Raw genomic sequence first — 13716 nt, 5'->3', positions numbered from 1 at the left:
GTCGCGGCTATGGTTGGAAAACTCATGCCCGTCCCGCGAAAGGCTCGCGCCGCCATCAAAAGTAGCGGCGAAGGTTCGAGCGGATGCGGTCCAGCACCGTATCCCCGGACACATCGGGCAAGAACTCCTTGCCGGTGATCGCCTGGTAAGCCTGCGCATAGACCTTGGAGGCCTGCTCGACGATCTCGTCCGGTATTTTGGGAACAGTATCCTTGTAGGGATCGCAGCGCGCCGCCACCCATGAGCGGATGAAATCCTTGTCGAAACTCTCCGGCCGCGTGCCATTGGCAAGCGCCTGTTCGTAACTTCCGGCGATCCAGTACCGGCTGCTGTCGGGGGTATGGATTTCGTCGGCCAGGATGATCGTCCCGTTCTTGTCGGTGCCGAATTCGTACTTTGTGTCGGCGAGGATGAGCCCACGTTCGGCGGCGCGTGCCTGGCCGCGGGCAAACAGCTTCAAGGCGTAGCCCGAAACCGTGTCCCATTGCGCCTCGGTGAGCAGCCCCTGATCGAGGATTTCCGCCCTGGACAGCGGCTCGTCATGGCCGCCATCCGCAGCCTTGCTCGTCGGCGTGATGACCGGCTCGGCCAGCTTCTCATTGTCGCGCAGGCCGTCCGGGAGCCGCATGCCGTACATGTCCCGTTCGCCGCGCTTGTAGCGGGTCAGGATCGAGGTGCTGGTGGTCCCCGCCAGATAGCCGCGCACGACGATCTCGACCGGCAGGATGTCGAGCCTTGTGCCGACGACGACGTTGGGATCTGGATATTCCAGAACATGGTTCGGGCAGATATCGGCGGTTTCCTCGAACCAGTACCGCGCCGTCTGCGTCAGGATCTCGCCCTTGAACGGGATCGAGGTCAGGATGATGTCGAAGGCGCTGAGACGGTCGGTGGCGATGATGATGCGCCGCCCATCGGCCAAATCGTAATTTTCGCGGACCTTGCCCTTGTAATGGCCAGGCAATTCGGGAATGAAGGCATCCGACAGGACACGCATATGATTTCCTGCCTCCGCAGATTGGTCGATGCAATCGCATAATCTGTCGACCCATGCCTATCAAGCGCGATTGTCGGGATTCCCCACAACGCGACCTGGCATCACGGTCGCTTTTTTCACAACGCATGCCGGAAGGCACTGCGACGCGGCGAACCCACCGCGTCTAGGCTGCGGCCTGTTTTTCAGAGCCGGCAATATCCACCATGCAGATTTATGACTTCATCATCGTCGGCTCCGGCTCGGCCGGTTCGGTGCTTGCCGACAAACTGTCGGCATCGGGCCGCTTCTCGGTGCTGGTGCTCGAAGCGGGCGGCACCGACCGCCGCTTCTACGTGCAGATGCCGCTCGGCTACGGCAAGACTTTCTTCGATCCGGCGGTCAACTGGAACTACAAGGCAGAGCCGGATCCCGGCCTCGCCGGCAATGCCGACCACTGGCCGCGCGGCAAGCTGCTTGGCGGCTCAAGCTCAATCAACGCCATGGTCTGGATCCGGGGTGCGCGCGAAGATTTCGACGATTGGCGTGCCGCCGGCAATCCCGGCTGGGGCTATGACGACCTGCTGCCGGCCTTCAAGGCGCTCGAGGACAACGAGGCCGGCGCCGACAAATGGCGTGGCGCCGGCGGGCCGCTGCATATCACCGACTGTTCAAACACCGTCCATCCGCTGACCAAGCGCTATCTCGCGGCCGGCCAGCAGGCCGGCCTGCCGCTCAATCCCGATTTCAACGGCGCTGCCCAGGAAGGCGTCGGCATCTACCAGATCTCGACCAGGAACGGCCGCCGCATGTCTGCGGCGCGCGCTTTCCTGCGCCCGGCGATGAAACGCGCAAATGTCCGCGTCGAGACCAACGCGCTGGCAAGCCGCATCCTGTTCGAAGGCAAGCGCGCGGTCGGCGTCGAGTATCTCCAGAACGGCCGCACGAATACCGCCCGTGCCGGTCGCGAGGTGATCCTGTCCGCGGGCTCGATCAATTCGCCGCAACTCCTGCAGCTCTCCGGTATCGGTCCATCGGCGCTGCTCAAGGGGTTGGGCATCCCGCTCGTCCGCGCCAACGAGAATGTCGGTGCGCATCTGCAGGACCATGTCGGCATCAACTACACGTTCAAGGGCAAGGTGCCGACGCTCAACCAGATCCTGCGCCCCTGGTGGGGCAAGCTCCTGGTCGGCATGCAATATATCCTGACGCGGTCGGGCCCGCTGTCGCTGTCGATGAACCATGCCGGCGGTTTCTTCCGCACCGACCCGGTGTTTTCGCGCCCCAACATGCAGCTCTATTTCCAGGCTTTCTCGACCGTCATCCCGAAAGGCGGCGAGCGTCCGATCCTGACGCCCGATCCCTGGCCGGGCTTCTCCATCGGCCTGTCCAACTGCCGCCCGTCGAGCCGGGGCGAGATCATGATCCGGTCCAGCAACCCGCTGGATTATCCAAAGATCGTCGCCAACGCCTATTCGACCAACGCCGACGTCGACGAAATGCTGGCGGCGGTGAAGTTCGTGCGCAAGATCGCCGCGATGCCGGCCATGGCCGAGATCATCGCCGAGGAGGTTCTGCCAGGCCCGTCGATCCAGTCGGACGCCGACCTGATCACGGATTTCAGGAAGCGTTCGGGCACCGTCTATCACCCGGTTTCGACCTGCCGCATGGGGTCCGATCCCGCGCGCGCCGTCGTCGATCCGCGCCTGAGGGTGCACGGCATCGAAGGCTTGCGCGTCATCGACGCCTCGATCTTTCCCGATAACATCACCGGCAACACCAATGCAGCCTCCATCGTGACCGGATGGAAGGGCGCAGAACTGGTTCTGGAGGACCACAAATGAAGATCACCGACGTCAAGACCTGGGTTGTCGGCAATCCGCCGCCCGGCATCGGCGGCAAGTACTTCATCTTCGTCAAGCTCACCACCGATGGCGGCGTGGTCGGTTATGGCGAGGCCTACAACGCCACCTTCTCCGCCCATGTCACGGCGAGGATGGTCGAAGACATGGCCGAACGCTACCTCGTTGGCCGCGATCCGCATGATATCGAGAATTTCTTCCGCCGCGCCTATTCCTCCGGCTTCACCCAGCGCCCCGACGTGTCCGGCATGGGCTGCTTCTCGGCGCTGGAAATGGCCTGCTGGGACATTATCGGCAAGGAGGCCAACAAGCCGGTCTACAAATTGCTCGGCGGCCAGGTGCACGAGACGCTGCGCTCCTACACCTATCTCTACCCGCACACCGGCAGTGTCCATTCCGAGGACGCGCCGGACGGCAAGAACGTCTATAACGACCCCGACCTGGCCGCGGCCTGCGCGCTCGAATATGTCGAGCAGGGCTTCAATGCGGTCAAGCTTGACCCGGCCGGCCCCTACACCGCCTTCGACGGCCACCAGCCGCGCCTCATCGACATCGATGTCTCCACCCGCATGATCAAGGCGATCCGCGAGGCGGTCGGCAACCGCGCCGACATCTTGTTCGGCACGCATGGCCAGTTCACCGCCTCCGGTGCGCTGCGCATGGCCCGCGCCATCGAACCCTATGATCCCCTATGGTTCGAGGAGCCGGTGCCGCCCGACATGCCCGAGGTGATGGCGCAGGTGGCCCGCGCGACCTCGATCCCGATCGCCACCGGCGAACGGCTGACGACCAAGTTCGAGTTCGCCCGTGTTATCGAAAACCGCGCCGCGACCATCCTGCAGCCGGACCTCGGCCGCTCCGGCGGTATTTTGGAGACAAAGAAGATCGCCGCCATGGCCGAGGCCTATCACATCCAGATCGCGCCGCATTGCTATTGCGGCCCGATCGTCGGTGCCGCCAACATCCAGCTGGCCGTGACGCTGCCCAACTTCCTGATCCTGGAATCGCTGAAGCAATGGGACGGTTTTCATGCCACGCTGCTCAAGAAGAAGATCGAGTGGCAGGACGGCAATGTCATCCCCTCGAAGGAGCCCGGCCTCGGCGTCGAGCTCGACGAGGCGGTCTGCGACGCGCACCCCTACACCGGCAAGGACCTGCATCTGCAGATGATGCAGACGCCGCTGATGCCGTGAGCGAACGCTACGCCTTCATCGGCCTCGGTCATCTCGGTGGCAATCTTGCTGCCAGCCTGATCCGCAACGGTTTTGCCGTCATCGTGTTCGACCGCGATCCCGTCGCCGTCGAGCGTCTTGTCGCGCTCGGTGCCACCGCCGCCAGCAGCCCGGCCGAAGCAGCGGCACGGGCCGGCAATGCCATAACCTGCCTGCCCTCGCCCAAGGTCAGCGAAGCGGTGCTGGCCGGGCCCGGTGGGTTATTGGAAGGTCTGCCCAGGGGTGGCACCTGGATCGAGATGTCGACCAATGGCCGCGACGAGATTCTGCGCCTTGCCGCCCTCGCCTCGGCCAAGGGCATCGAGACATTGGAGTGCCCGGTCACCGGCGGCGTTCATCTGGCGGCGGCCGGCAAGATCACCGCGCTGGTCGGTGGCGACGCCGCACTCTATGAGCGCCATCGACCGGCGATCGAGGCAATGTGCGCGAAATCGTTCCTGATGGGGCCGATCGGCTCGGCGGCGGTAATCAAGGTGATCACCAACATGCTGGCGTTCATCCATCTCGTCGCCGCCGGCGAGGCACTGATGCTGGCCAAACAAGGCGGCCTCGACCTCGCCCAGAGCTACCATGCCATCGTTGCATCCTCCGGCAACAGCTTCGTCCATGAGACCGAAAGCCAGCTCATCCTGAACGGCTCCTACGACATCGGCTTCACCATGGACCTGGCGCTGAAGGATCTCGGCTTCGCGCTGGGCATGGGCAGGGATTTCGGCGTCCCGCTCGACCTCGCCACGCGCGTCAACGCGATTTTTGAGCAAGGTAAGGGCGCCTATGGCGGCGGCGCCTGGTCGACCCAGATCGTCAAACTGCTCGAGGATGCCGTCGGCACCGACCTGCGCGCGCCCGGTTTTCCGGCCAGACTGGAGCTTTGACCTGGAGGCCAAAACCAAAGCAATTTCATGAGCTTGAGTTGATCGCCGGATTCATTCTCGAAAGGAGTTGAATCAAACCCGCAGCGCCTTGATTCAATATCTGAGCGTCAGCGCGCCCGGCAGCATCTCGAAAGTCGCCGGTATGCGCCCGGGCGACTCGCCGTCTATGTCGACCAGCGCGTTGTTTTCTGTCCCATCGCCGAGCGGTTCGACAACCACTTTCTTGCCGCGCAGGATGGTGATGGCCGGATGGTTGCGGTGCCTGCCGCCATAGAGCAGGCGGATGTCCCAGATCAGCTTTAGCTTGCCCGCCGCGCGCAGGATGACGATGTCGAACTGGCCATCGGTCAGTTCGGCATCCGGCGCGATCATCATGCCGCCGCCGAAGAATCTGCCGTTGGCCACCGCCACCAGCGCCATGTGCGCCTCGACCGGCGCGGCGTCGTCGACGGTGATCCTGACATCCTGGAAGCGGTAGCGGATGAACTCGACCACGGTGCGCCACAGGAACAGCGCCTTGGCCGACATCTTGCCCTTGCGCTTGTCGGCATTGACGGCGCGATCGGTGACGCCGGACAGGCCAAGACTGGCGATGTTGATGAAATGGCGGCTGGCCAGCGCGCCATGGTCGTCGACATAGCCGATACGCCCTGCATCGACCTTGCGCCCCTTCACTTCGGCGATCCGCTTCAGCGCCGCATCCACTTGCTTCGGCAGGCCGAGCCCGCGCGCGAAATCGATGCCGGTGCCGCATGGCAGCAGACCAAGCTCGGTTGTGCGGCCGCCTTCCTCGGCCGCCTGCAGCAGGCCATCGGCCACCTCGCTCGCCGTACCGTCGCCACCGGCTGCGATCACCAGGTCGAAACCGCTGGCGGCAAGGTCGATTGCCAAGCGTTCGGCGTCGCCCTCGGCCTGCGTCTCGCGCAGTTCGAAATCGCCGAAGTGCTTCTTCAGCGAGGCGGCGACTTGAGGCCAATGCCGTTTCAGCCGGCCGCCGCCGGCAATCGGATTGAGCACCACCCCGACTTTCAAATACTCGCCCTCCCCGTCGCCGGGCCTGTGTCCCCGATCCTTTGCCGACATTGAAGCCCGCGCGCGCCGGCAGAGCAAGGGGCGCTCGGCTACGGCTTCCGAAAAGCGCGGGGCAGGCTGTCTAAGGCGTTGGAGCTTGAAACTCCTGGGCTTTTGGCGTCGGTCCCCGATAATCCCGCTATCCACAGGTCCATGGCCATTCCCCAAAACCCTTACCCGGCGTAAGTTTAACCCATCTCAGGCGGCTACCGATCATCAAGCCGAAAGGCGAAAGTGAAAGGCGGATTTCCTGAGGCCCGTACGGCCCGGACCGAGAACAGGCTTGCCTGTGCGAGGGACGGAAGCCGAGACCTACGGGGCCGCGGAAAGCGTGCCAACGCCGACGGCGGACCGATGCTGCCATGAAGGACGGCAAAAACCTTCGATGGCACGCAGGGCAAAGCTCGCAAGGGTGGAGACCGGCGTGGTCTGGAACGGATGCTGCCTCTGGGTGGCTTCTGGCAGGACCGTCAAAATCAAGACCGGCATGGCGCGACGACTTTACGGAAGTTGCTGCCGCGACCGTGTTCTGATCTGACAGGGAGGCGCTGGGAGAAATCCCGGCGCCGACTGTCTTTTCGCCTCTTCGACATCCTTTGCCGATGATCTTGCGGGCGCCGCTTCACCGCGCGCTAAAATCGGTTAGTATCCCAGCGTCGGAGTCCATCTGCAAAATGGACTCGCAGAAGTGGGGATACTTCATGACGCTGATCCAGAAGCTTGCCGTTGCCTATGCTTTCCTGTTCTTCGGCGTCGTCGCCATCGGCTACATACCGGCCTTCAACGATGCAAACGGCAATCTGTTCGGCCTGTTCTCGCTGCAATGGTACGACGACCTGCTGCACGCCTTCTCCGGCGTCTGGGCGCTGGCCGCCGCCTTCATCTCGCACCGCCAGGCGGTGTTCTATTTCAGGCTGTTCGGCTCGGTCTATCTGTTCGACGGTGTGCTCGGGCTGATCACCGGCTCCGGCTGCCTCGATGCCGGCATCTTCATCAACGGTTTCCGCTCCCTCAACGACATCGAATTCCCCGCCCGCTTCTTCGCCAACCTGCCACACCTCGTCATTGGCGGCTTCGCCGTCTATGTCGGCTTCTGGCTGTCGAAGCGCATTTACGACCACTTCGCCACGGCCTGACCAGCCATGTTCCTGTTCCGCTGGCTGAAGCGCATCGTCAAGACGATCCTCTGGCTGGTCGTCATCGTCATCCTGATCCCGATCGTCGGGCTGGCCTATGGCTTCCTGACGACGCCATCACTCGACAAGACGCCATTGCCCGGTATCGCCGACGGTGCACCGCCCAAGGCGCTGGCCGACAAGGTCCGCACTGAGATCCCAGGCTACCAGCGGCCGGAGGAATCGACCTTCCTCACCTACCCGGAATGGGCGATCGTCTATGCCGCGCGCGAATATGCCGGCTTCGTCGCCAAGGACCAGCCGAGCGGCTTCCCCTACTGGTCTTATGTCGGCCGCTTCTGGCAGGACTACGCCATGGTGATCCGCGCCGGTTCTGCCTACAAGTTCAACTATGCCAACCACCAGATGCTGGTCATCATCGGCACCAGCCACTCGATCGAGCACATTTTGCAATGGGCCTATGAGAACACGGTCGGCCGCATCACAGAGGCGACGACGGCCAAGCGCACCGCCGCCGACATCTACCAGGCCAAGGTGGCGGCCGAGTACGCCGCTTTCCTCGACCAGGTGCCGTGGTACCGGTTCCCCTATGCGCAGAAGCGCGCCGGCCTGTTTGCCGTGCAGCCGGCACCGGGCGACAGTTCTATCCGCACCAGCGAACGCAAGCTCGCCTTCGGTCTCGCCGACACCATCAAGCAGGGCTATGCCGACCTGATCACCAAGGCGCTTGCCGCGACCTCCGATCCGGCCTTGCTCGACATCCACGTCTGGGCCAAGGGGCCGGTCGGCGAAGCGACACGCAATGAGCCAGACACCTTGCTGGAACGTGACTACGGCATTGACGGCACCGTCTTCGTCACCAAGCGCTATCAGGTGTTCACCGATATGATCCCGCGCCTGATCGACAAGGGCGTCTCCTTCGTCGAGATCGGCGGCAATGACGAGATCATGGTCACCACGCTGTCGACGGATGCGATCGCCGTTCCCGAAGGCATGCGCATCCTGTTCAGCTACCCGCTGCCGGCCGATCCCTCGACGCGCCGCACCGGCATGGTCGTCGCCGTGCGCAAGCTGCACCTTGTGCTGCCGTCACTGATCAAGGCCGGCGCGAAACTCGAACACGTCTACGACTACTGACAGGGGACGGCGGCCGGGGCGACGGGAACCGCATCGATGTTGCAGAATCGACACCCGGTTGATCTTTCGGACACCACGCCACGCTCAATCCACAATCGCGGCCAAATCCCGCCTTGTTCGCGCGCGATGGAACGCTTCCATGTTGCCCAAAGCGGAAACCGGTTTGGGACCGTGACATGCACCTGAACCGGCTGCCGGGGGGCATCTCGAAGGGACAAGACCGTGATCAAGACCGCCCTTGTCGCCATGACCATCGTCGGCTGCGACTGCGACGCCAAGCTGTGCGAATATATCGGCGAGACGCCGGCCAAGTGGTCAACCATCGCCGAGTGCGAATCCGCGATGAAGAGCCAGATCCTGCATGAGCGCAATTTCAACTATCCGCTCGTCTCCGGCATCTGCCGCACGAAGGGTTCGTCGTCCTCCTCGCAACTGGCAGCCACCGCCTCCCGCCCGGAACTGAAGCCCGCCAGCAGGATCGTCAAAACCCAAAGCCCGCTGCCGCCCGAGCTCAGCCATCGGCCGAGCGTTCCGGTCGGCTCGCCGACGACGGCCCTGGAAGCGGCCGCCGCCCGGCCTGTCGCCTATGAGCAGGTGGTCGATGGCGGCACCGGCGTGCTCTACCGCACCAAGAGCGGCTACGCCGTGGTCAAGACCGACCTCGGCCGCGCCGCCTCTGCGACCGCCGACGCGGCCAAACGCTCGGTCAACTGGCTGACGGGCCTGATGCCGACGGGGCTGTAGGCTCGAACGCCGCGCTCTCCGGCGCCTTCAAGAAATTCTACCCGGCCTACGCCACCCCGCTCAGCGCCTTGATGGCGCGGTAGAAGGTCGAGGAAAACAGTTCCGCCGGGTCATATTGCCGCTTTGCCGCCAGGAAGGCCGGCAGCTCGGGGTACGACGCCAGCAACTCCCTGGCCGTGTAGTGCAGCTGGTAGGGCAGGAAGAACCGCCCGCCATGCCGGATCGTCACGTCGATAAGCGCCCGCGTCAGCGCCCGCATTCTCGCGTTGCCGTCCGCATCGGTCGGCTGGTTGATGTAGAGCACCAGCGAATAGGCCGGCTCCGGTGCATAGGTCAGCGCCAAATCCTCCTTGTGGACGATGCGCACCGACGCGTTGAGCACAGGCAGGTTCTGGTTGCGCAGGATCTCGCGGGCCTCGGCGATGAATGGATTATACGCCGCGCGTGGAATAAAATATTCGTGCAGGATGTCGGTCTCATCCATCAAATCGTTGAAGAGATAGGGCACCGAATCGTGCATCGGGTTGTTGCGGGTGACGAGGCAGGCCTCGCCCTGCGCCATCGCAGCCGTGCGCGCCACCGTGCAGCTCTCGAATTTCGGCTCCAGCGTCTTTTCGGTGAACCATTTCAGCTCCTGGAACAGGCTGCCCTTCTTGGCCAGGTTCATGATCACCCGCTTCAGCCCGACACCCTCCGGCTCGCCGATCTCGGGCTGGCCGGCCGGCGGCTGCTCGGCCACCTTGTCGTAGCGATAGACGATCATGTCCTCGAGGAAATTGCCCGGCGCCGTCGACAGATGGCCGTAAAACAGGCCGATCCCCCTGTTCGGCTCCAGCACCTCGGCAAAGAATTTCGGAAAGTCGTCGGATTTGATGATTTCGCGCGAGGTCCGGTAGACGGCGTTGTCGACGATATCGAGCGTCGCCTCCAGCACCACGCCGAACAGACCGTAACCGCCGACGACATGGCGGAACAGCCCGGTGTTCTCGCTCGGAGAGCAGGTGGTCACGGACCCGTCGGCCAGCATCACCCGCATCGAGCGGATCGAACCGGCAACCGAGCCCGCCTGGTGGTCCATGCCATGCGCGTTGACGGACAGCGAACCGCCGACGGAGAAGATGTCGGTCGACTGCATAGACTTCACCGCGAAGCGCGGATGCAGCATGTTCTGGATATCGTGCCAGCACGCGCCCGGCTGCACCGTCATGGTCTTGGCCGCCGCGTCGACGGTCACCTTGTTGAAATTTCTGAGGTCGAGCACCAGCGCGTTGTCGTCGAAGGCATGGCCGCCCATCGAGTGACGGATTGCGGCCAGCGAGACTTTCAGGCCGTTGGCGCGGGCGAAGGCCAACGCCCTGGCGATGTGGTCCTCCTCGCCGACCTCGACCACGCCATAAACGGGCGTCCTCGACAGGCCGCTGGCATCGTTGATGTCGCCGCCCTTGGCCGACCAGGGCAGCGCGGGATCGAAGACCGGTGCGTTCCCGAGCGGCTTCAGCGGCAGGGCAATGCCGTCGACATCGGCGATGCGGCCGGCATTCTTCGGCCCGGAGGGCCCGCGCGCAAGCCGCGCCATGGTGGTTCCGCCCCACAGCACCGCGCCGCCGACCACCGCCGCACCCAGCAGCAGCCGCCGCGACAGGCGAAACCCTTTTTGGTGCTCGGCCATGAATATCCCCCGTTGGCCAAGGGATAGCGCGGCTGTTCGGCAAAAACCATAGCGGCGACACCGGGGATACGCGCTATGGTTGCAAATTCGAAACGAATGCACGAGAGTATAGGCAGCCAGAGGGGGACGTCATTCCATGAAGTTTGTATTCCGGACCATAATATCGCTGATGCTGGCGCTTGGGCCTGGATCCGCCTGTGCGCAGGATGTGGACCCGGGTGACGACAAGACGATTATCTTTACCAAGGACGATCCCGAAATGGCCGCCGCGACCGCGCAGGCGCTCACCAGCCTCGATGAATTCCTGGCCTTGGCCGAGGCTCCTCCCTCCGGCACGGAGAGGTTCAAATTGAAGGTCAAGGTGCGCGACGGCAACGTCACCGAGCACTTCTCGGTCATCCCGTTCCGGCGCACCGAAACCGGCTTTGTCGGCATATTGGCGAACCAGCCGGAACAAGTGCGCAACGTCGTCCTCGGCCAGAACATCGAATTCACCCGGGACGATATTTCAGATTGGGGCTATACCCGCGATGGACGGCAGGTCGGCAGCTTCACCGTCTGCGTGATGTTCAAGAAGATGTCGAAGGAAGAGGTGGACACCATGCGCGACAAATACGGCTTCGATTGCTGACGGCCAAGCTCGGCTAACCCGCCGCGTCCTTTGCGCCGATCTTGCGCACCAGCGCTGCCGTGGCCAGCATGGCGCCCATGTCTGATATCATCGGCGCGACGTGCCTGGTGTAATCGAGCGGCACCGAAATGTCCGGCAGCTCGAAGAAGTTCTTCGCTTGCGGCAACAGCAGGAAACCGTCGCCGCCATTGAGCGCGACGCGGGCCGGATCGTCCGGCCAGGTTTCGCCGAGCCATTTCAGCGCCTGCGCCAGCCGGCCGGTCACCAGCGGCCGCGCCGCCTCGACATTGTCGGTGCGGAATTCGTAAGCCGCGTCAAGCAGGGGCTCACCCGACGACAGCTCCTGCATCCTGGCCGTGAACATGCCGCGGAAGAAGCCGATGACCGCATTGGTGCGCCGCGTCGCCACCAGGATTCCCGGGAACGGCTCGATGGCCTCGAAGGCGACGATGACGCCCTTGAAGGCCGTCGATGAGCCCTTGCCCGTCCCTTCCCGCAATTCCGCTTCGTAGAGCTCGAACGGAAACTCCTCGTAGCGGCCCGAAATGACATCGTCGAACGCTTGCCGGTTGAACGGCCCGACCGCCTCGCGCGGCAGCCGGTCGAAGGAATTCGGCCTGCCGCCATGCTGGTAGCGCACATCGCGGATGAAGCCGAAGATGATGGGCAGCAGCGTTTGGCGGAACGATTGCTGCAGCCGGGCGGCGGGCTTCATGGCCTGGAAGTAGAGCAGGATCGAAGCCGCGAATCCGACGGCATAGAGGAACACATGCGGCGGCGAGAACCACTGCTCGTTTGGGTCGGCGACCTTGTTGAACAGCCAGGTGAGCACCACCACGGCGACCACCACCAGGCCGACGAACACCGGCACCCGCCAGCGCACCTGCCGCGCCACCGAGGCCCGCGCCGCCTCATAGCTCTCGATGTCTTTCCAGATGGCGGCGGTGGCCGCCTCACCAGGCATGAAATCCGCTGTTTCCATCGCCAACCCCGCAAGCTATGCTGGCATGATAGCTGGTTTTGTTGGAGCGACGCCAGACGGATGGCACTTCTCCTTCTCCCCTTGTGGGAGAAGGTGGATCGGCGCGTCAGCGCCGAGACGGTTGAGGGGTGTTCCAGCGGAATGAGACGCTGGCGTTCCCTGGAACACCCCTCATCCGTCGCCTTCGGCGACACCTTCTCCCACAAAGGGGAGAAGGGAAGCAGCCGCTCTACCTCACGTCGACCCAGCGCTTTTCCTCGAAGGAACATGCCATTGCATGCACGGTGCGTTCGATCTCCAGCCCTTCACCGAACTCGATGAGCCGCGCCGGCTTGCCGGCAAGCCGCGTCAACAGTTCGTGGCACTCGATGATCTTGAGATCGTTGAAGCCCAGGCTGTGGCCGGGCGCCGGCACGAAAAGATCGTAGGGCTTGTGCTGCGGCGCCACCAGGATGGTCCGATAGCCCTGTTCGGTCGGGCGATCGGACGTGAGATAGAGCTGGAACTCGTTCATCCGCTCCTGGTCGAACAGGATCGACCCTTTCGAGCCGAATATCTGGATGGCGATGCGGCCCTTGCGGCCCCAGGCCGAGCGGTTGACCAGCAGCGTGCCGGCAATGCCGTTTTCCAGATGCATCAAGACGCTGGCGATATCATAGGTCTCGACCGGGCGGCGTCCGCCCGCCGCCAGCTTGCGGTCGGCATAGGGCTTGGCCATGTCGCAGATGACGCTGGCGACGCGGCCGAACAGCGCCGAGACCAGCGACAGCGGATGCACGGCGAAATCGTCGAGCGCGCCATAGCCGGAAGCGGCCTCGTGCTTCCAGAAGAACAGCGCTTCCGGGTCGGCCATGAAATCCTCGTCCATCTCGATGCGCAGATGGTTGACCTCGCCGATGATCTTCTCGTCGAGCAGCGCGCCGATGTGACGGATGGCCGGGCTCTGGATGTAGTTGTAGCCAAGCGCGGCGACCTTGCCTGACTTCTTCGCCGCTTCCGCCATCGCCTCGGCCTCGGCGAAGCTTGGCGCCATCGGCTTTTCGCACCACAGATGTTTGCCGGCCTGAAGAACCGCGATGGCCATTTCCGGATGGAACTGGTTGGGCGTGGTCAGCGAGACGATATCGACCTCCGGATCGTTGACGACGGCGCGCCAGTCGCCGGACGCCTTCTCGAAGCCGAATTCGCCGGCCTTGCGCCGGGCCAAGTCCTCATTGACCTCGCCGAGATGGACGAGCCGTGGCTTGGCCACGCCCGGAAAGACGGCACCGACGGCGCTCCACGCGATGGCGTGGCATTTGCCCATGAAACCCGTGCCGATAAGACCTACGCCGACCATCTTTCCTTGTTCCTCCACTGACCACAAAGGTTGAGTGGATGAATTAGTCCATTTTTATCGGGAAT

At 63.5% G+C, this 13716-nt stretch carries 12 protein-coding genes; 7 read left to right on the top strand and 5 right to left on the bottom strand.

Annotation, left to right across the window (positions count from 1 at the left end; all coding sequences use genetic code 11):
- Positions 1-55: 55 nt before the first annotated feature.
- On the bottom strand, positions 56-997 hold the full coding sequence (locus tag LB568_RS01920; RefSeq protein ID WP_224728884.1) for a phosphoribosylaminoimidazolesuccinocarboxamide synthase: 942 nt from the start codon (positions 995-997) through the stop codon (positions 56-58).
- Between the two features lie 203 nt (positions 998-1200).
- Here LB568_RS01920 and LB568_RS01915 point away from each other — a divergent pair, with 203 nt between their 5' ends.
- From LB568_RS01915 to LB568_RS01905, 3 genes are read left to right on the top strand one after another with little or no spacing between them, the layout of a single operon-like run.
- Positions 1201-2817, top strand: a complete 1617-nt coding sequence (locus LB568_RS01915; protein WP_224728883.1) for a GMC family oxidoreductase — start codon at positions 1201-1203, stop codon at positions 2815-2817.
- Positions 2814-4028: a mandelate racemase/muconate lactonizing enzyme family protein gene (locus tag LB568_RS01910; RefSeq protein WP_013893541.1), complete on the top strand. Its 1215-nt coding sequence runs from the start codon at positions 2814-2816 to the stop codon at positions 4026-4028. Before LB568_RS01915 ends, LB568_RS01910 begins: the two co-directional genes overlap by 4 nt.
- Positions 4025-4942 (top strand): NAD(P)-dependent oxidoreductase, encoded by a 918-nt coding sequence (locus tag LB568_RS01905; RefSeq protein ID WP_013893540.1) that lies wholly within the window; start codon positions 4025-4027, stop codon positions 4940-4942. The genes LB568_RS01910 and LB568_RS01905 overlap by 4 nt, the downstream gene beginning before the upstream one ends.
- Before the next feature lie 93 nt (positions 4943-5035).
- On the opposite strand, the gene LB568_RS01900 is transcribed toward LB568_RS01905, so the two are convergent.
- Positions 5036-5974: a diacylglycerol/lipid kinase family protein gene (locus tag LB568_RS01900; RefSeq protein WP_013893539.1), complete on the bottom strand. Its 939-nt coding sequence runs from the start codon at positions 5972-5974 to the stop codon at positions 5036-5038.
- 740 nt (positions 5975-6714) lie between these two features.
- On the opposite strand from LB568_RS01900, the gene LB568_RS01895 reads away from it, so the two are divergent.
- From LB568_RS01895 to LB568_RS01885, 3 genes are all read left to right on the top strand, one after another.
- The gene (locus tag LB568_RS01895) at positions 6715-7149 is read left to right on the top strand and encodes a DUF4383 domain-containing protein (RefSeq protein WP_041164627.1); all 435 of its coding nucleotides are present in this window, start codon (positions 6715-6717) and stop codon (positions 7147-7149) included.
- A 6-nt stretch (positions 7150-7155) separates the two neighbouring features.
- Positions 7156-8286: a hypothetical protein gene (locus tag LB568_RS01890; protein WP_013893537.1), complete on the top strand. Its 1131-nt coding sequence runs from the start codon at positions 7156-7158 to the stop codon at positions 8284-8286.
- Between the two features lie 222 nt (positions 8287-8508).
- Complete coding sequence (locus LB568_RS01885) at positions 8509-9030, top strand: hypothetical protein (RefSeq protein WP_224728882.1); 522 nt, start codon at positions 8509-8511, stop codon at positions 9028-9030.
- A 46-nt stretch (positions 9031-9076) separates the two neighbouring features.
- Here LB568_RS01885 and LB568_RS01880 read toward each other — a convergent pair whose 3' ends face one another.
- The gene (locus tag LB568_RS01880; RefSeq protein ID WP_224728881.1) at positions 9077-10699 is read right to left on the bottom strand and encodes an FAD-binding oxidoreductase; all 1623 of its coding nucleotides are present in this window, start codon (positions 10697-10699) and stop codon (positions 9077-9079) included.
- Between the two features lie 136 nt (positions 10700-10835).
- Between LB568_RS01880 and LB568_RS01875 the strand changes: the two genes are divergently transcribed.
- Complete coding sequence (locus tag LB568_RS01875; protein ID WP_224728880.1) at positions 10836-11330, top strand: YegJ family protein; 495 nt, start codon at positions 10836-10838, stop codon at positions 11328-11330.
- Between the two features lie 13 nt (positions 11331-11343).
- Here the strand turns inward: LB568_RS01875 and LB568_RS01870 are convergent, their stop codons facing one another.
- Complete coding sequence (locus LB568_RS01870; protein ID WP_224728879.1) at positions 11344-12312, bottom strand: hypothetical protein; 969 nt, start codon at positions 12310-12312, stop codon at positions 11344-11346.
- 229 nt (positions 12313-12541) lie between these two features.
- Entirely contained in the window at positions 12542-13651 is a 1110-nt protein-coding gene (locus LB568_RS01865) for a Gfo/Idh/MocA family protein (RefSeq protein WP_224728878.1), read from the bottom strand.
- Positions 13652-13716: the final 65 nt, after the last annotated feature.

This window comes from Mesorhizobium sp. B263B2A (assembly GCF_020165775.1).
GTDB lineage: Bacteria > Pseudomonadota > Alphaproteobacteria > Rhizobiales > Rhizobiaceae > Mesorhizobium > Mesorhizobium opportunistum.
Note: the sequence above shows the minus strand (reverse complement) of the source record. Positions and strands in the feature narration are given on the sequence as shown.